The following is a 17,705-nucleotide window of genomic DNA, read 5'->3' as shown; positions in this document are numbered from 1 at the left end:
ACAGGTCCTGCCTTTCACTTGTTGCCGAAATGTCGAAACCGGCGGCCCCGGTTTCGACATCCGGGCAGGAGCGAAGGAGAGCAACGATGAAGTACGTCATCCTGATCCAGTCGAACCCGCAGTCCCTGGCGGTCTGGGAGACGCTGACCGATCAGCAGCGCACCGACTTCGGCCTCGGTCACCTGCGGCTGACCGAGGAGATGCGCGAGGCCGGGGTGCTGGTGGTCAGCGAGGGACTCGGCGACCCGGCCCTGGCCACCCAGGTCTCGGTGCGCGACGGCCGGACGATCACCTGCGACGGCCCGTACGCCGAGTCCAAGGAGCACCTGGCCGGCTTCTACCTGATCGACGTCGCCGACCTCGACGAGGCGGTCGCCTGGGCCGCGAAGGCGCCGGACGCCGCGTACACCCGGGTCGAGGTGCGCCCGGTCCTCGACATGAGCACCTGGGACCTGTGACCGCACTGCCGGACCTGCTGCGCGAGTGCGCGCCGCGGGTCCTGGTCGCGGTGGTGCGCCGCTACGGCGACTTCGAAGCCTGTGAGGATGCGGTACAGGAGGCGCTGATCGCGGCCGCCGTGCAGTGGCCGCGGACCGGAGTCCCGCAGCAGCCGCTGCACTGGCTGATCACCGTCGCGGGCCGCCGGCGGGTGGAACTGCTGCGCAACGAGACGGCCCGGCGGCGGCGCGAGGAGACGGTCCGGTACGAGCCCACGCCGCAGGTCCGCGGAGACGACGAGCTGGCGTTGCTGCTGCTCTGCTGCCATCCCGCGCTCACCGTGCCGGCGCAGGTCACGCTCACCCTGCGCGCGGTCGGCGGGCTGAGCACCGCGGAGATCGCCCGGGCCCTGCTGCTGCCCGAGGCCACCGTCGGCCAGCGGATCAGCCGGGCCAAGCAGCGCATCCGCGACACCGGCACACAGTTCGAGATGCCCGCGCCGGACGCGCTCGGCGAGCGTCTCACCGCGGTCCGCCACGTGCTCTACCTGATCTTCAACGAGGGGTACACGGCCAGCTCCGGCGATGCCCTGAACCGGGTGGAGCTGTCCGGGGAGGCGATCCGGCTCACCCGGCAGCTGCACCGGCTGCTGCCGGGCGACGGAGAGGTGGCCGGGCTGCTCGCGTTGATGCTGCTCACCGACGCGCGCCGGCCCGCGCGAACCCTTCCGGACGGCAACCTGGTCCCGCTCACCGAGCAGGACCGCAGCCGCTGGGACGCGGCCGCGATCGCCGAGGGCACCGCGCTCATCACCCACGCGCTGCGATGCGCGCCGATCGGCCCGTTGCAGCTCCAGGCCGCGATCGCGGCGGTGCACGACGAGGCGGCGCGCGCCGAGGACACCGACTGGCCGCAGATCCTCGCCCTGTACGGGATGCTGTCCGCGCTCGCCCCCAGCCCGATGGTCACCCTCAACCGCGTCGTGGCGCGGGCCATGGTCGACGGTCCGCGGGCCGGGCTCGCCGCGCTCGACCGGGCCGCGGAGGATCCGCTGCTGGCCCGGCACCACCGCACCGCCGCGGTGCGAGCCCACCTGCTGGAGCTGGCCGGTGACCGGGCCGCGGCGCAGGAACAGTACCGGCTGGCGGCGCGGCTCACGCTCAGCCGGCCCGAGCAGCGCTACCTGGAGTCGCGGGCCGCACGCCTGCCATGAACGGCGTCCAATCCTCGCCCTCTACGGGCGAACCTCCTATGGTGATCCTGCGGGTCAACACCCGGTGCCGCCGGAACGTCCGAGCCGGCTTCCTGCCGAGCCCCGGCCGCCCGGCGGATCGGAAGCGGACCGGGACAGGTTCACGGGTTCGGGGTGCGATTCCTCGGCGGTCCACGTGCTCTATACGTCTGCTGGTGGTGTGGATCTCGTCGGGCGCGACGACGAGATCGCGGTACTGCGTGCGTTCCTCGACGCAGCAGCGGGTTCCGGTGGCCCTTTGCTGCTGGTTGGCGAGCCGGGCGTCGGGAAGACGGCCTTGTTGCGGGCCGCCGCCGATGACGCCGCAGCGGGCCGGATGCGGGTTCTGGCAGCGTCGGGTACCCCGTTCGAGGCCGAGCACAGCTTCTCCTGCCTGCACCAGCTGCTGCACCCCATGGCCGATGATCCCGGCCGGCTGGGCGGGGCCCACCGGCGGGCGCTGCAGGTTGCCCTGGGCATCCGCGAAGGTGCTCCGCCGAGCCTGCTGATGATCGCCAACGCGGCCCTCGAACTGTTGCAACGCGCGGCCACGGCAGGCCCTGTCCTGCTGATCATTGATGACCTGCAGTGGCTCGATCACGCGAGCGCCATGGTGCTGGCGATCGTGGCTCGCCGGCTGCCGCGCCGGGCCGGGCTGCTGGCCGCCTATCGGTACGGGCAGGAGACCTTCTTCGACCGGGCCGGCCTGCCGGAGCACGAGATCGGGCCGCTGGACGACGAGGCGGCAGCGGTGCTGGTCACGCAGCGCTTTCCGGCCCTGGTTCCCCGCGTACGGACGCGCCTGCTCGCCGAGGCGCAGGGCAATCCGCTGGCATTGCTGGAGCTGCCGCTGGCGCTCACCGACCGCCAGCAGTCCGGTCTCGGATCGCTGCCGGACGTACTTCCGCTCAACCGTCGCCTCCAAGCGGCGTTCGAATCACGGATCAGCGGCCTGCCCGCGCCGGCCCGACGCCTGCTCCTGCTCGCGGCGCTGGACGGTGGTGGCCGGCTGAGCAGCATCGTCACCGGAGAACCGGACCTGGCGGCGCTGGCCGCCGCCGAGCGGGCGGGCCTGGTCCACGTCGACGAACGCGCCGGCCGCCTGGCATTCCACCATCCGCTGACCAGGTCGGCCGTGGTTGAAGGGTCCACGGTCGGCGAGCGCATGCGGGCACACGCCGAGCTGGCCGCCGGAATGGCCGACCGGCCGGAACGGGCCGCATGGCACCTGGCTCAGGCAACCACCGGGCCGGACGAGACGGTGGCCCACCGGCTCGAGGATGCCGCGTACACGATACGCAGCCGTGGCGACGCCGCCGGCGCGGTCACCACCCTGCTACGCGCCGCCGACCTGAGCCCGGCCGGCGCCGACCGCAGTCGCCGGCTCGCCGAAGCGGCCTACTTCGGTGCCGTCGTCACCGGTGACCTCCGCCAGGTGCCGAGGCTGCTGGCAGATGCCCGGCCGGGCCCGGGTGAGCAATCGCTGGCTTCCGCGGTCGCCGCGGCGCATCATCTGCTGCTCAGCGGGGAGGGAGACATCGACACCGCGCATCGGCTGCTGTCCGGCGCCATCGAGATGCAGCCGCTGCCGTACGACGGGGGCAACCCCACGATGGTCGAGGCCCTCTACACGCTCGGCTGGGTGTGCTACTTCGGGGGACAACCGCAGCTGTGGGAGCCGTTTCACGCCGCGCTGGCCAGGCTGTCGCCGGCGGTGCCCGAGCTGCTCGTCCTGCTGGCCGGCACGTTCGACGACCCAGCCCGCACGGCGGCGCCACTGCTCGACCGGCTCGACACCGCGGTCGCCGGTCTGAGCACGCAGGCCGACGCGGTATGGAGCATCCGGGTCGGTCTGGCCGCGATGTTCCTGGACCGGCTGACACCGTGCCGTACGGCGCTGACCGCGATCCTCGGCGACGACCGCGGCCCGGGGGTCGCCCTGACGCTGCACGCCCGTTCCTTGCTCGGACTTGACCAGTTGATGACCGGCGAGTGGGAGCAGACGCGGCGCATCGCCGAGGAACACGTCGAGCTGTGCCGCACCCACGACTATCGGCTCCTGGAATGCATCGGCCTGTACCTGCTGGCGATGCTGGCCGCCGCGGAGGGCGACTACGACCAGGTGCGGCAGCTGACCGATCGGATGACGATCTGGGCCACGCCGCGGCGGGCCGGTCTCGTCCTGCGGATCGCCGGGCAGGCGAAGTTGCTGGACACACTGGGCCGCGCCGACTACGAGCGGGCATACCAGCACGCCGTCGCGATCGCCCCCATCGGGCGGCTGGCGTCGCACGTCCCGCACAGCCTATGGGTGATCATGGATGTCGTCGAGGCAGCGATGCGCACCGGCCGCATCGCCGAGGCCCGGGCTCATGTGGCCGCGGCCCGCGCCTGCGGTGTCGCCGCGATGTCCCCGCGGCTGGCCATGACCGTCGATGCGGCAAGCGCGCTCGTCGCGCCGGACGACGAGGCGCCGGCGCTGTTCGACTCCGCTCTTGCCGTCAGCGGCGGCCGGCGCTGGCCCTTCGAACGCGCCCGGATCCTGCTCGCCTACGGCGAACGGCTGCGCCGGGTCAAGGCCAACAGCGCGGCCCGCGAACACCTTGCGGCCGCGCTGGAGACCTTCGACAGGCTCGGGGCCCGCCCGTGGGTGACGCGCGCCTCGGCGGAACTGCGCGCGACCGGCCAGACCATCGGCGGCCTGCCGGCCGCTGGGCCGGACGCGCTGACACCTCAGCAACGGCAGATCGCCGAGCTCGCCGCCGCCGGGCTGACGAACAAGCAGATCGGCGAGAAGCTGTTCCTCTCGCCGCGGACCGTCGGCACGCACCTGTACCAGATCTTTCCGAAGCTCGGCATCACGTCGCGGGCGGCGTTGCGCGACGCACTGGCGAGACCAGTCAATTGACGTAATCGAACGCCGCGACCGGCCGCCTACCGTCGTGCTCATTCGCACCGGTCCACCACGCGAGGAGTGAACGTCGTGAGTGCTGTTACCAACGTCGTGCTGGTGCACGGCGGTTTCGTCGACGGATCCGGCTGGCAGCCGGTCTACGACCTGCTCAAGCAGGACGGATACCGGGTCAGCGTCGTGCAGAACCCCACCCTGTCGCTGCAGGGCGACGCCGAGGCAACCCGCATGGTCCTCGACCGGCAGGACGGCCCCACGGTCCTCGTCGGTCATTCGTACGGCGGTGCCGTGATCAGCGAGGCGGGCACCCACCCGAACGTGGCCGCGCTCGTCTACATCGCCGCGTTCGCGCCCGACAAGGGCGAATCGGTGAACACCCTGATCGCCGACCCGCCGCCGGGAGCCCCGGTCCCGCCGATCCTGCCTCCCGTCGATGGGTTTCTCTTCCTCGACCGTGACAAGTTCCACGCCTCCTTCGCCGGCGACCTCCCGGCAGCCCAGGCCCAGTTCCTGGCCGACGCCCAGGTCCCCTGGGGCGTCGACGCCCTCGCCGGCGCCGTCAACGAACCCGCTTGGCGCAGCAAGCCGAGCTGGTACCTGGTCGCCACCGACGACCGCATGATCCCGCCACCGGCCCAGCGCGCGATGTCCGAACGCGCCGGCTGCACCGTCGTCGAGGTGGCCGGCAGCCACGCCGTCTACGTCTCCCAGCCCGCTGCGGTGGCCGACCTGATCAAGCAGGCCGCCCGCTGACCGCCTGCGGGCGCACAGCCTGCGGGGCGCGGTCGATCACGCAGTGCCGGGAGTGAGTGTCTTCATGGTGACGTAGCTGGTCACCATGGCCACGCCGGGCAGGCCGGCCAACCGGTTGGCGTGGAAGTCCTCGTAGGCGGGCAGGTCGGCGACCTCGACCTGGAGCAGGTAGTCGTAGTTGCCGGTGACATGGTGGCTGTGCACCACCTCGGGCAGCCGGGTGACCGCACGCTCGAACGCGACCACATCGGCGCGCGCGTGCCGCACCAGCCGGACGCCGGCGAACACCCGCAGGCCGCGGCCGACGGCGGCGGGATCGACCAGTGCCCGGTAGCCGCGGATCACCCCGGTCTCCTCCAGCCGGCGCACGCGCCGCAGGCACGGCGACGGCGACAGGCCGACCCGGGCGGCGAGTTCGGCGTTGCTGATCCGGCCGTGCTGTTCCAGCACGGCCAGAATCGCCCGGTCGACCTCGTCCATGGTGGCAGATTATTGCCGTGCCACCGCAGGTAGCACAATCACGTGCCGCGAACCGGGCGCAACTTGCTGCCAAAGTTGCCCGGACTCGTGGGCGTCGGCGCTGCGGCCGGTCATGCTCCATGGCGTCACATCCGGCGGTCCACGGAGGGGGAATCCATGTCGGGCAGCAGTACGATCGCCATTCACGCCGACCGCGGCGTCCAGGCCGGCCGCGCCGTCGCACCACCCATCTACCAGACGGCGGCGTTCTGGGCCGAGGACGCGGAGCAGTTCGCGCGGGCCGCCGTCCACCCGCGCGGCCACGGCTTCTACACCCGCTACGGCAACCCGAACCACGCGCAGGTCGCGGCCGTGGTCGCGGAGCTGGAGCACACCGAGGCGGCCATGGTCACCGCGTCCGGCATGGCCGCCCTCACCACCGCCGTACTGGCCCTGGTGTCCGCCGGTGACCACGTGATCGGGCAGCGCTCGACCTACGGCGGCACGGCGGCGGTGCTGCTGAACCTGTTGCCGCGGCTGGGCGTGTCGATCACGCAGGTGGACCAGACCGACGCGGAGGCGTTCGAGCGTGCGCTGACCCCGCAGACCCGCCTGATCCTGGTGGAATCGCCGAGCAACCCGCTGCTGCAGGTCACCGACCTGCGCGCCGTCGCGGACCTGGCCCGCGCGCACGGCGTGCTGACGATGGCGGACAACACCTTCGCCACCGCGGTCAACCAGCGGCCGGCGGACTTCGGCATCGATCTGGTCTGGCACAGCGCGACCAAGTACCTCAACGGCCACAGCGACGTGTCCGCCGGGGTGGTGGCCGGACCGGCCGAGACCCTGAACCGGATCTGGGACGTCGCCGTGCTCACCGGTGCCGTGCTCGGCCCGTTCGACGCGTGGCTGCTGCTGCGCGGCCTCCGCACGCTGCCGCTGCGGATGGCCCGGCACAACGCCAACGGTCAGGCCCTGGCCGAGGCGTTGCACGACCACCCGGCGGTGGCCCGGGTGCACTACCCCGGCCTGACGACGCACCCACAGCACGCGTTGGCGGCCAGCCAGATGAGCGGATTCGGCGGGGTGCTCGGGATCGAGCTCGCCGGCGGTTTCGAGGCGGCCGACAGCTTCCTCGGCCGGCTGCGCTACGCCCGCCGGTCGGCCAGCCTCGGCGGCGTGGAGTCGCTCGCCGTGCATCCGGCCTCGATGTGGCGCGGAATGCTCAGCGAGGAGCAGCTTGCCGGCTCGGGGGTGGCGCCGGGCCTGGTCCGGTTGGCCGCCGGCACGGAGGACACGGCCGACCTGGTCGCCGACGCGCTCGCCGCGGCCGACGCGGTGCTCGCCGCGGACCCGGCGACGGTGTCGGGACCCACCCGATGAGGACCCTGCTCACCGGCGGCACGGTGGTCGGCATGGACCCGGCCGTCGGCGATCTCGGCCGCGGCGACGTCCTCATCGAGGACGGCGTGATCGTCGAGGTGGCCGAGCGGATCGACGTCACCGACGCCGAGGTGATCGACGCGACCGACCGCATCGTGCTTCCCGGCTTCGTCGACACCCACCGGCACACCTGGCAGACGGCGTTCCGCAGCATCGGCGCGGACTGGACGTTCGCCGAGTACCTGGCGGCGGTACACGGCACGTTGAAGCCCCACTACCGGCCCGAGGACGTCTACCTGGGCAACCTGCTCGGCCGGCTGGAGGCGCTGCACTCCGGCGTCACCACGATGCTGGACTGGTTCCACTGCGTGCAGAGCCCCGCACACGCCGACGCCGCCGTCGCGGCGCTGCGGGACGCGCCCGGACGGTCGGTCTTCTGCTACGGCGCCGGGTTCCGCACCGACGACCCGATCGACGCCGAGGTGCGGCGGGTCCGCTCGGCGGTGCCCGGAGACGGCCTGCTCACCATGGCGCTCGGGCTCCGCGGGCCCGAGATGACCACCATGGACATCGTCGCCGACGACCTGCGACTGGCCGCCGAGCTCGGGCTCCGGACCAGCGTGCACATCGAGACCGGCGGCGCCGGCGGCCGCCCGATCGCCGGGCTCCGCGACCACGGCCTGCTGTTCGACACCACCACCTTCGTGCACGCCAACGGGATCAGCGACGAGCAGCTGCGGATGCTCGCCGACGCCGGCAGCTCGGTGTCGATCAGCCCGGATGTCGAGCTGAAGATGGGCATCGGCTGGCCGGAGACCGGCCGGATGCTCGCCGCCGGCCTGCGCCCGACGCTGTCCACCGACGACTGCCCGTCGGCCGGCGGCGACATGTTCGCCACCATGCGGACCGCATTCGTGGTGCAGCGCGGCCTCGACGGCGGCCTGCGCTCGCGCGACGTGCTGGAGTTCGCCACCGTCGACGGTGCCCGGGCGTGCGGGCTCGCCGCCCGGACGGGCAGCATCACACCCGGCAAGGACGCCGACCTGATCCTGCTGCGCGCCGACGACCTGACGGTGTTCCCGGCCGGCAACCCGGTGGGCGCGATCGTGGCCGCTGGTCATCCCGGCCTGGTCGACACGGTGCTCGTCGCCGGCCGCGTGGTCAAGCGCGACGGCGCGCTGGTGAACGTGGACCTGCCGGCGCTGCGGGCCCGGCTGCTCGAATCACGCGACCGTATCGCGTCAGTCGCCGGCATTCCGCTCGACGGCACGTGGCGTCCCCGGACCTAGCCACCCGGCGCGCCGGCGCGGTGGGCGGGGTGTCAGCGCCGGGCGTACAGCTCCCGCAGGCGGGGCTTGGGGACCTTCAGGGCGGCGTTGCGCGGCAGGGCGTCCAGGAACATGACCGCGGTCGGCTTCTTGTACGACGCCAGGTGGCGGCGTGACCAGTCGATCACCAGCTGGTCGTCGAAGGTGTGGCCGGGGGCGCGGACCACCGCCGCGACCACCGTCTCGCCCCAGCGCTCGTCCGGGGCGCCGAAGACCGCGACCTCGGCCACGCCCGGCATGCGGGACAGGGCCTGCTCGACCTCGGCCGGGTAGACGTTCATGCCGCCGGTCACGATCATGTCCTTCAGGCGGTCGGTGATGTAGACGTAGCCGGCCTGGTCGACGCGGCCGATGTCGCCGGTGTGCAGCCAGCCGTCGCGCAGGGCCGCGGCGGTCTCGTCGGGGCGGCGGTAGTAGCCGGCGAAGAGGGTCTCCGACTGGACCAGCAGCTCGCCCTCCTCCCCCGGCGGCAGCGGCGCGCCGGAGGGGTCCACGACGCGGACGGAGGCGATGTTGGCCGGGCGGCCCGCCGAGGCGTAGATGTCGTCGGCCTCGCAGGACGTGGTCCAGTCGGCGGGGACCGTCGTGGTGACCGGGGCGCCCGTCTCCGTCATGCCCCAGGTCTCCACGAAGCGGTCGCCGATGACGGCGACGAGTTCGCGCATGACGTCGGGGCGCATCGCCGAGGCCGAGTGCAGCACGCCCGTCAGGGACTCGAGCACCTCGGGCCGCCGGCGTACCTCCTCGATGAACGCGGGCGCGAGCGGCGACGGCACGTAGGTGAAGTTCGAGCGCTCGCGGATCATGCGGTCGATCCACTCGGCCGGGGGCAGGCCGGCCATGAACGAGAGCTCGCCGCCGAGGTACAGGTGCGGCAGCATGACGCCCCAGATGCCGGCCACGAAGGAGAACGAGCCGGTGAAGGCGCAGCGGCTGCCGGGGCGCAGGCCGTCGTGGACCGGCATGTGCAGGATGATCCGGTTCAGGTTCTCCTGCGTGATCACGACGCCCTTGGGGGTGCCCGTGGTGCCGCTCGTGTAGCCGATGATCGCCGGGGCCGTCGGCGGGACCAGGCGCGGGCCGATGGGCGCGGCGTCGAAGACCGGCTCCAGGACCACGGGCGCGGTGACCGACCGGCCGTAGGCGACGAAGGCGGCCGCCCCGGCATCGTCCACGATGGACTGGACCTCGGGCAGCGCCAGGCGGTCGTTCACGTGGACCGCCGTGTAGCCGCCCAGCAGGCAGCCGAGGTAGCACTCCAGGGCCTCGATCCGGTTCTCCGTCATCAGCGCGACCCGGTCGCCGGCGCTCAGGCCGTGCGCGGTGAGGGCGCCGGCGAACCGGGCCGCGTTGTCGAACAGGTCGCCGTACGTGCGCTCGGTGCCCCCGGCCCGCACGGCGACCCGGCCCGGAATCCGCCGCGCGACGCTGAGCAGCAGCATTCCCGGCGTCACAGGAGCTCCCGCGCGGCGGCCAGGGTCGCGGCCCCGGCCGGATCCGCGTCGGTGGACGACGGCACCAGCACGACGTCGTCGACGCCGTTCGCGTGGTACTCGGCGACCCGCTTCGCCGCGTCGGCGGGCGTGCCCACCACGCCGATCGCGTCGACCAGCTCGGTGGGGATCGCGGCCAGCAGGTCCCGCGGGTGCGGGCCGGTGCGGGCGAACTCGACCACGTCGCCGAAGCCGGCGCGGACGAACATGTCGCAGTACCCGGGCGCGGCCAGGTAGCCCACGACGCCCCGGCGCAGCTGCTCGTACGCGGCCGCGAGGTCGGTGCCGATCGCGGCCGGCGCCCACGCGGCCACCCGCGGACGGGGACCGTCCGCGGCCGCGGCCAGCCGGGCGACGAGGTCGCCGGCGGTGGGCGGGTCGAGCAGGTTGAGCACCATCCGGTCCGCGTGCCGGGCCGCGGTGGCGACCGCGCGCGGGCCGAAGGCGGCGACGACGAGCTCGCCGGGGACCGGGGGCAGGCGCAGACGGTACCCCCGCACCCGCTCCCCGGCGAGGAGCGCCTTGACAGCCCGGGCGGACTCGTCGAGCGCCCGCGCGGAGCCGGCCCGGGAGCGGCCGTGCCACTGCTCGACGACCACGGGGCTGGAGGTGCCCAGCGCGACCGAGACGGCGCGGCCGGTCAGCGCCGCGACCGAGGCCGCGCCCATCGCCACCATCATCGGGTCGCGCACGGCGACCGCGAACGGGCCGAGCACCAGGCGGGTCGCGGCCGGCAGCAGCGGCCCGGCGGCGGTCGCGAGCGCGAACGCGTCGTAGGTGGCCATCTCGCCGATCCACACGGCCGGGAAGCCGTGCTCGCCGGCGAGCCGCGCGGTGTCCAGCGCCTCGGCCGCCGGGCGGTCCTGCCACAGGCCGAGGGAGATCTCGATGCTCACGAGTGGCTGAAATCCGCCGGGAGCCCCATGCCGCGCATCATGGAGGCGCGGTCGTAGTACTCCAGCCACTCCGTCACCAGCCCGGAGGAGCCGATGCGCAGGATCCCCACGACCGGCAGCTCCACGTGGTGCCCGTGGATGTCGAAGTCGTCGACGCGCTCGATGAAGACGCGGCCGTCGATGACGCCCATCGCCTTCACCCGCAGCTCGATGCGCTCCAGCCCGGCGGTCAGCGAGCGGATGCGGGTCTCGATGCCGGGCCGGCCGACGATCGGCTCCTGCATCACGCTGTGCAGCACGCCGTCCTCGGCGAACAGGGCCACGACGCGGTCCCAGTCCATCCGGTTCCAGGCGTCGATCATGTCACGCGCAACGTCCAGGGGGGCGGTCACGCGTTCACCTCCTCACGCAGCTGTCGTTTGAGGACCTTGCCGACCGGGTTGCGGGGCAGGGCCGGGCGCACGTCGAGTCGTTCGGGCAGCTTGTACGAGGCGATCCGCTTGTCCTGCAGGAACCGCACGAGCCCGGGCAGGTCGAGCTCCTGGCCGTCGCGGAGCACCACGACGGCGCAGACCCGCTCGCCGAGCACCTCGTCGGGGTAGCCGATCACGGCCACGTCGGCCACGGCCGGGTGCTCGGCGATGAGCCCCTCCAGCTCGGCCGGGGCGATGTTCATCCCGCCCCGGATCACGAGGTCCTTGGCCCGGTCGACGTACTCCAGGAACTGCCCGTCCTCCCCCGCGATGACGAACACGTCGCCGGTGCGCAGGTACCCCTCCTCGTCGAACGGGCTCGGGAGGCGCTCGCCGTGCAGGTACCCCGCGAAGACGGTGGGGCCCTTCAGCCGCAGCTCGCCGGGGACCCCGGGCTCGGTGACCTCCTCGCCGGTCGCCGGGTCGACGAGCCGGACGCTGGTCCACTCGGTGACGCGGGAGCTCCAGGTGTAGCCCGGCACGCCGTAGCGCGGGAAGAAGCGGGCGCGCTGCTCCGGGTCGGGCACGTCGTGCGGGTCGGTGAGCAGCGAGATGCCCTCGTTCGACCCGAAGAAGTTGATGATCCCGATGTCGTAGCGCTCCTGCCAGCCGCGGACCATCGGCGGCTGCAGCGGCACCGAGCCGGACCCGATCTGCTTGAGGCTGCCCAGGTCGGCGGCGGCCAGCAGCTCGGTGCGCTGCAGCAGCAGGGTGAGCAGGGCCGGCGGGGCGACGGTGTACGTGGCCCGCTCGGTGGTGATCTGTCCCAGGAACGTCGGCAGGTCGAACGGGTGGTGCTGCACCAGGACGCAGCCGACCCGCAGCCAGGGCAGGAACATGCCGTTGATGCCGGCCATGTTCACCATGGGGAACGGGTTGAGCAGCACGTCGTCCTCGGTGAGGCGGGGCGCCTCGACGGTGGCCCAGCAGATCGCGAGCCAGTCGTAGTGGCAGCGCGGGACGCCCTTCGGGGTGCTCTCCGTGCCGGACGTCCAGCAGATCGTCACGCACTCGTTCGGGTCGGCCTCGTACACGTCCACTGTGGACACGTCGGCGGCGGCCATCAGCGCGTCGGCCGGCAGCACGCCGTCGGGGAGGTCTTCGCCGTGGGACAGGACCGGCCCCTGAATCCCGTAGCCGGCGACTTCGGCCGCGTGTGCCCGGTCGCCGATGCGCGAGGACGTCAGGAAGAACTTGACCGAGGCCAGTTCCGCCATCGACGTGATCTCGTGCGAGCGGAACTGCACGGGGAACGGCGTGACGATGAGGCCGATCCGCCAGGCGGCCAGGTAGGCGACGACGAGCTCCACGGTGTTGGGGAGCTGGACCGCGAAGACGTCGCCCGGCTCCGCGCCCAGGGACAGCAGCACCGCGGCCAGGCGGTCGGTCTCGCGGTCCAGCTCGGCCCAGGTGAGGCGGCGCGGCTCGGAGCCGACGAGCGCGGCCTTGTTGGCCGGGTCGACGACGGCGAGCCGGTCGGGCTGCCGGGCGACCTGCGCCCGCAGCAGTGCATCCATGGTGTCCTGCGACCACCAGCCGCGCGCGGTGTACTCCGCCACGCGCTCGGGCGGGTGCAGTGTGCGTCCCGGCATGCCCGAACCCCCTTCGACTATTTGGTGATGTACTTGCTGGAGATGTCGATGACGTCGCCGAACGGCTTGAACGCCACCCCGGTCGCGTCCCACTGGAACGGGCGGAACGCCAGGATGCCCAGCGGGGCCGACGGGGCCATCCGCCACTTGATCCCGTCGATGAACATCGGCGGCTGGTACTCCTGCGTGCGCGCCGCCTCCATGATGCCCGCATGCGACAGCTTCGAGGGAGAGGCCGCGGCCTTCTTGAACACGTCGACCATGAGGTCGCCGATGACCCAGCCGTTGACCGTGTAGCTGTTCGTGGGCGCGGGGTTGTTCTGGGCCTTGAGCTTCGCGAGGTAGTCGGTCATGCCGGGGTCGGAGGCGTACAGGTCGCTGGCGGGGTTCTTGAGCCACACCGGGACGAGCTGCCCGTCGGCCGCGGCGCCGGCCGGCTTGTAGAGCGTGTTGCCGTCGACGCAGTTGGACGGCTGGATGAACGTGTCGGGCTTCCAGCCGCTGCGGCCGACCGCGATGGACAGCGCCGGGCAGTCGGTCGTGACGCCGGCGTCGAAGAGCACCTGGGCGCCGCTGGCGCTCAGCGTCGTGGCGGCCGCGGCCGGGTCGGCCAGCGAGACCTCCTTGACCAGCTCGAGGTTGGTGCCCTGCAGCGCCTTCTTGAAGCCGTCGGCGAGGCCCTTGCCGGACTCGGTCTGGTTGGCGGCGATGGCCACCTTGGCCCCGTTGGGGTACTTCTTCTTGAGCAGCTCCACGTCGAACGCGGTCTCGACGTCGGCCGACGGGAGGTACTGCGTCGTCCAGGGGAAGTTCTTGACGTCGCGGAAGGTCGGCACCCCGGACTGCGCGAACAGCAGCGGGACGCAGGCCGCGTTCTGGTCGTCGGCGACCGCGTCGAGCTGGCCGGAGCCGAACACGTCGAGCACGTCGACCTTGTCGCTCTGGATCAGCTGCCCGACGTTCGCCTTGGCCTTCGCGGGGTCGAACGCGTCGTCGCGGGTGACGACCTCGAGCTTGACGCCGCCGACGCCGCCGGCCGCGTTCTCCACGGCGAAGCGGTCCTTCATGCCCTGCAGCACCGCCCCGACGGCCCCGGCGAGGGGGCCGGAGAGCGCGGCGGACCAGCCGACCTTGAGCGTGCCGGTGATCTGCTTGGTGGCGGCGGCCGGGTCGTCGCAGTTCTCGACGGGGGCCTTCCAGGCTCCGGCGGCGGCCGATCCACCGCTGGCGGCAGGCGCCGGATCGTCGCCGGAGTTGGCGTTACTGCACGCCGCGAGCAGTAAGGTCGCGGCTATCAGACACAGTGGACGCTTCATGGTTCTCCTCTTGCACCAGCGGGGTGGGGGTGTGCACCTGGAGCAGGCGGCCGCTCAAGCGGCTGAGGCCGCCGACGATGCCGTCGGGCATCAGGAAGATGATCAGGATCAGCACGACGCCGAAGAGCACGCCGGAGAGCTGGCCCTGGCTGACGTTGGCGGGGTTGAGGTTGGCGGTCAGGTAGGGGATGTAGACGACGGCGAACGCCCCGACGAGCGGGCCGAGGCGGGTCGCGGCGCCGCCGATGACCAGACCGGTGATGAACTCGATGGACTTGAGCAGGGTGAAGGAGCCGTCCGGGGAGAGGGCGGCGAGGTACATCGCGAAGAGGCACCCGGCGAGGCCCGTGACGGCGCCGGAGAGCCCGAAGACCGTCGTCTTGACGGCGGCGACGCGCACGCCGGAGGCGGCCGCCGCGATCTCGTTGTCGCGGGTGGCGACCATCGCCAGGCCCGCGCGGCTGCGCACCAGCAGGTGCACCAGGAGCAGGACCGCGCCGAGGGTGACGGCGCTGAGCCAGAAGAGCCACTCGGCGCGCTCGCCGGGGCCGAAGCCGCTCCACGGCGGCGGGTTGAGCAGGCGCCGGCGGATGACCAGGCCCCGGGCGCCGCCGGTGAGCGACTCGAAGCGGCGCACCAGCTCCGGGAAGGCGACGCCGACGGCGAGGGTGACCAGGGCGAGGTACAGGCCCCGGATGCGCAGGGCGGGCAGGCCGATGACGAAGCCCACCACGAAGCACAGCAGCACCGCGGGCAGGATGGTCGAGAGCGGGTCCAGGTTGTACCGCATGACGAGGATCCCGGTGGTGTAGGCGCCCAGCCCGAAGAACGCGCTGTGCCCGATGGACAGCAGGCCGGTGTACCCGGTGGCCAGGTTGAGCCCGCTGATCGCGATCGCGTAGATGAACACGCTGGTGAGCTGGGAGACGCGGAACTGGGCGAGCCCGGAGGCCCACAGCAGCGCGAGGATCACCAGGCCGGCGAGCACCAGCAGGGCGGCGCGGTGCGGCCAGGAGCCGCGGGCCAGCACGATCGGCGTTCGCATCACACGCGCTCCAGCTGACGGGTGCCGAAGAGTCCGTTGGGGCGCAGCACGAGCACGGCGACGATGATGCTCAGCGCCGCGGTCTGCGGCAGCGTGTCACCGATGAACCCGACGTAGCCCATGATGAGCTGTTGCAGGACGCCCAGGACCAGGCCGCCGACGACGGCGCCGACCGGGCTGTCGAGGCCGCCGAAGAGTGCCGCGGCCGAGGCGTAGATGAGGATCGGGAACATCGTCTGCAGCCCCAGCTGCTGCGGCGAGAGCGGGGTGACGAGCACGCCGGCGACGGCGCCGATCGCGCCCGAGACGCCCCAGCCGAACATGAGCACCCGGCCCGTGCGCACGCCGCTGAGGGCGGCCGACTCGGGCGCGTTGGCCACGGCCCGCATGTGCAGCCCGAGCCTGGTCCGGTTGAACAGCAGGAACATCAGGCCGACGACCACGAGGACGACGAGCCAGACGCCGAGGCCGTCGAAGTACAGCCGCGCCCCGCCGATGCTCAGGTAGTCCTCGAGCCCGTTGGGAAAGACGCTCGGCATCACCTTGGACTCGGAGTTCCAGATCAGCCCGGCCAAGGCGTTCAGCGCGGTGAACAACCCCAGGCACACGATGAGCACGGCCATGTCGTTGCGGCGGCGCACCGGGCGGATCAGCGTGCGCTCGATCCCCGCCCCGAGCACGAGCCCGACGACGGTGGCCACGACGAGCCCGGCCCAGATCGGCGCGCCGAGGGTGCTGAGCCACCAGGCGACGTAGGTGGTGAAGAGGGCGAGCTCGCCCTGGGCGAAGTTGATGGTGCCCGAGCCCCGGAAGACGATCACGAGGGCGAGGGCCATGATGGCGTACACGCACCCGTTCGTGATGCCGTCGAAGAGCCGGTCGAGCAGGAGCGACACGGTGTTCCTCCCCTAGTACCCGAGGTAGGCGCGGCGGACGGCGTCGTTGTCGCGGAACTCGGCGGCGGGGCCCTGTCCGGCGACGCGGCCGACCTCCAGCAGATAGGCGCGGCCCGCGAGGTCGAGGGCGAGCTCGGCGTTCTGCTCCACGAGCAGCAGCGCGGTCCCGTCCTCGTCGTTGATCTTCCGCAGCACGGCGAACAGCTCGGCGACGATCTTCGGGGCGAGGCCCAGGCTGATCTCGTCGCACAGCAGCAGCTTCGGGCGGCTCATGAGCGCGCGGGCGACGGCGAGCATCTGCTGCTCGCCGCCGGACAGCGTGCCCGCGACCTGCTTCGCCCTCGCCCTCAGCACCGGGAAGACCTCGTACCAGTGCTCGATGTCGGCGGCGATGCCGTCCTTGTCCTTGCCGCGCACCGCGGCGCCGACGCGCAGGTTCTCGTGGACGGTCAGGGCGGTGAAGGTGCCGCGGCCCTGCGGCACGAGGCTGACCCCGCGCGCGACCACGGCCTCGGGCCGCCGCCCGCCCAGCGGCTGCCCGCCGAACGCGATCGCGCCGCGGCTGGGCAGCAGGCCGGCGATGGCCCGCATGAGGGTGGTCTTGCCGGCCCCGTTGGCGCCGAGCACGACCACGACCTCGCCCGCGCCGACGGTGAGGTCGACGCCGTGCAGCACCTGCGCCTGGCCGTAGCCGGCGACGAGCCCCTCGACGTGCAGCAGGTCGCTCATGCCGCCCGCCCCAGGTAGGCGGCGGCCACGGTCTCGTCGCGGCGCACCGCTTCCGGTGCGCCGTCGGCGATCTTGCGTCCGGAGTCCATCGCGACGACGTGGTCGCAGATGCCCATCACGAGTCCCATGTGGTGCTCCACGAGGAGGGCCGAGAGCTCGTACCGGTCCCGAATCCGCCGGATCAGCTCGCCCAGGTCGCGCACCTCGGCGTGGGTCAGCCCGCCCGCGGGCTCGTCCAGCAGCAGCAGGCTGGGCCGCGCGGCCAGGGCCCGGGCCAGCTCGACGCGTTTGAGGGTGCCGAAGGGCAGCCCCTGCGCCGGGTGGTGGGCGACGTCGGTGAGCCCGAGCGCGGCCAGGATGCCGTAGGCCTCGGCCCGCAGGGCGCGGTGCCGGCCGCGGCGCACGTGGGCCCCGGCGACGGTGTTCTCGAGCACGCTGAGCGAGCCGAAGAGCGCGAGGTTCTGGAACGTCCGCGCGATGCCGTGCCGCACGATGCGGTGCCGGGGCACGGCCAGCAGGTCGCGCTCGCCGAAGCGCACGGTGCCCGAGTCCGGCCGGTAGATGCGCGTGATGCAGTTGAACAGGGTCGTCTTGCCGGCGCCGTTGGGCCCGATGAGGCCGCAGATCTCGCCGGGGGCGACGGTCAGGCTGATGCCGTCGAGGGCGGTGACACCGCCGAACCGAATCCGGACGTCGCGCACGTCCAACGCTGCAACCGACACCGGCCAGGCACCTCCACTCCGAGGGGACCACCGCTTACTT

16 protein-coding genes are annotated in these 17,705 nt (G+C 72.6%); 6 read left to right on the top strand and 10 right to left on the bottom strand.

The window, feature by feature from the left end; all coding sequences use genetic code 11:
* The first annotated feature begins 86 nt into the window (after window positions 1-86).
* The 4 genes from ABT369_RS01840 to ABT369_RS01825 all read left to right on the top strand — a co-directional run bounded on the left by ABT369_RS01840 (window position 87) and on the right by ABT369_RS01825 (window position 5,333).
* Complete coding sequence (locus ABT369_RS01840; protein WP_350609585.1) at window positions 87-458, top strand: YciI family protein; 372 nt, start codon at window positions 87-89, stop codon at window positions 456-458.
* On the top strand, window positions 446-1,651 hold the full coding sequence (locus ABT369_RS01835) for an RNA polymerase sigma factor (RefSeq protein WP_350609876.1): 1,206 nt from the start codon (window positions 446-448) through the stop codon (window positions 1,649-1,651). Before ABT369_RS01840 ends, ABT369_RS01835 begins: the two co-directional genes overlap by 13 nt.
* Window positions 1,548-4,577 carry a helix-turn-helix transcriptional regulator gene (locus ABT369_RS01830; protein WP_350609583.1) on the top strand — a complete coding sequence of 1,010 codons (3,030 nt, stop codon included), beginning with the start codon at window positions 1,548-1,550 and terminating at the stop codon, window positions 4,575-4,577. Before ABT369_RS01835 ends, ABT369_RS01830 begins: the two co-directional genes overlap by 104 nt.
* 75 nt (window positions 4,578-4,652) lie before the next feature.
* Window positions 4,653-5,333: an alpha/beta fold hydrolase gene (locus ABT369_RS01825; RefSeq protein ID WP_350609581.1), complete on the top strand. Its 681-nt coding sequence runs from the start codon at window positions 4,653-4,655 to the stop codon at window positions 5,331-5,333.
* Window positions 5,334-5,369: 36 nt separating this feature from the next.
* Here the strand turns inward: ABT369_RS01825 and ABT369_RS01820 are convergent, their stop codons facing one another.
* Entirely contained in the window at window positions 5,370-5,813 is a 444-nt protein-coding gene (locus ABT369_RS01820) for an Lrp/AsnC family transcriptional regulator (RefSeq protein WP_350609579.1), read from the bottom strand.
* A gap of 156 nt (window positions 5,814-5,969) precedes the next feature.
* Here ABT369_RS01820 and ABT369_RS01815 point away from each other — a divergent pair, with 156 nt between their 5' ends.
* A complete protein-coding gene (locus tag ABT369_RS01815) occupies window positions 5,970-7,175 on the top strand; it encodes a trans-sulfuration enzyme family protein (RefSeq protein ID WP_350609577.1) in 1,206 nt (401 codons plus the stop codon).
* Entirely contained in the window at window positions 7,172-8,464 is a 1,293-nt protein-coding gene (locus tag ABT369_RS01810) for an amidohydrolase family protein (protein ID WP_350609575.1), read from the top strand. Before ABT369_RS01815 ends, ABT369_RS01810 begins: the two co-directional genes overlap by 4 nt.
* 32 nt (window positions 8,465-8,496) lie before the next feature.
* On the opposite strand, the gene ABT369_RS01805 is transcribed toward ABT369_RS01810, so the two are convergent.
* From ABT369_RS01805 to ABT369_RS01765, 9 genes are read right to left on the bottom strand one after another with little or no spacing between them, the layout of a single operon-like run.
* The gene (locus ABT369_RS01805; protein ID WP_350609573.1) at window positions 8,497-9,957 is read right to left on the bottom strand and encodes a class I adenylate-forming enzyme family protein; all 1,461 of its coding nucleotides are present in this window, start codon (window positions 9,955-9,957) and stop codon (window positions 8,497-8,499) included.
* Window positions 9,954-10,892, bottom strand: coding sequence for an LLM class F420-dependent oxidoreductase (locus ABT369_RS01800; RefSeq protein WP_350609571.1), 939 nt, complete (start codon window positions 10,890-10,892; stop codon window positions 9,954-9,956). The genes ABT369_RS01805 and ABT369_RS01800 overlap by 4 nt, the downstream gene beginning before the upstream one ends.
* On the bottom strand, window positions 10,889-11,284 hold the full coding sequence (locus ABT369_RS01795; RefSeq protein WP_350609569.1) for a nuclear transport factor 2 family protein: 396 nt from the start codon (window positions 11,282-11,284) through the stop codon (window positions 10,889-10,891). Before ABT369_RS01795 ends, ABT369_RS01800 begins: the two co-directional genes overlap by 4 nt.
* Entirely contained in the window at window positions 11,281-12,957 is a 1,677-nt protein-coding gene (locus ABT369_RS01790; RefSeq protein ID WP_350609567.1) for a class I adenylate-forming enzyme family protein, read from the bottom strand. The genes ABT369_RS01795 and ABT369_RS01790 overlap by 4 nt, the downstream gene beginning before the upstream one ends.
* Window positions 12,958-12,974: 17 nt before the next feature.
* Window positions 12,975-14,273, bottom strand: coding sequence for an ABC transporter substrate-binding protein (locus ABT369_RS01785; RefSeq protein WP_350609565.1), 1,299 nt, complete (start codon window positions 14,271-14,273; stop codon window positions 12,975-12,977).
* Window positions 14,218-15,318 carry a branched-chain amino acid ABC transporter permease gene (locus ABT369_RS01780; protein ID WP_350609563.1) on the bottom strand — a complete coding sequence of 367 codons (1,101 nt, stop codon included), beginning with the start codon at window positions 15,316-15,318 and terminating at the stop codon, window positions 14,218-14,220. Before ABT369_RS01780 ends, ABT369_RS01785 begins: the two co-directional genes overlap by 56 nt.
* A complete protein-coding gene (locus tag ABT369_RS01775; protein WP_350609561.1) occupies window positions 15,318-16,214 on the bottom strand; it encodes a branched-chain amino acid ABC transporter permease in 897 nt (298 codons plus the stop codon). The genes ABT369_RS01780 and ABT369_RS01775 overlap by 1 nt, the downstream gene beginning before the upstream one ends.
* Window positions 16,215-16,226: 12 nt before the next feature.
* The gene (locus ABT369_RS01770) at window positions 16,227-16,943 is read right to left on the bottom strand and encodes an ABC transporter ATP-binding protein (RefSeq protein WP_350609559.1); all 717 of its coding nucleotides are present in this window, start codon (window positions 16,941-16,943) and stop codon (window positions 16,227-16,229) included.
* The gene (locus tag ABT369_RS01765) at window positions 16,940-17,665 is read right to left on the bottom strand and encodes an ABC transporter ATP-binding protein (protein ID WP_350609557.1); all 726 of its coding nucleotides are present in this window, start codon (window positions 17,663-17,665) and stop codon (window positions 16,940-16,942) included. Before ABT369_RS01765 ends, ABT369_RS01770 begins: the two co-directional genes overlap by 4 nt.
* Window positions 17,666-17,705 lie beyond the last annotated feature (40 nt).

This window comes from Dactylosporangium sp. NPDC000244 (assembly GCF_040300725.1).
Lineage (GTDB): Bacteria > Actinomycetota > Actinomycetes > Mycobacteriales > Micromonosporaceae > Dactylosporangium.
Note: the sequence above shows the minus strand (reverse complement) of the source record. Positions and strands in the feature narration are given on the sequence as shown.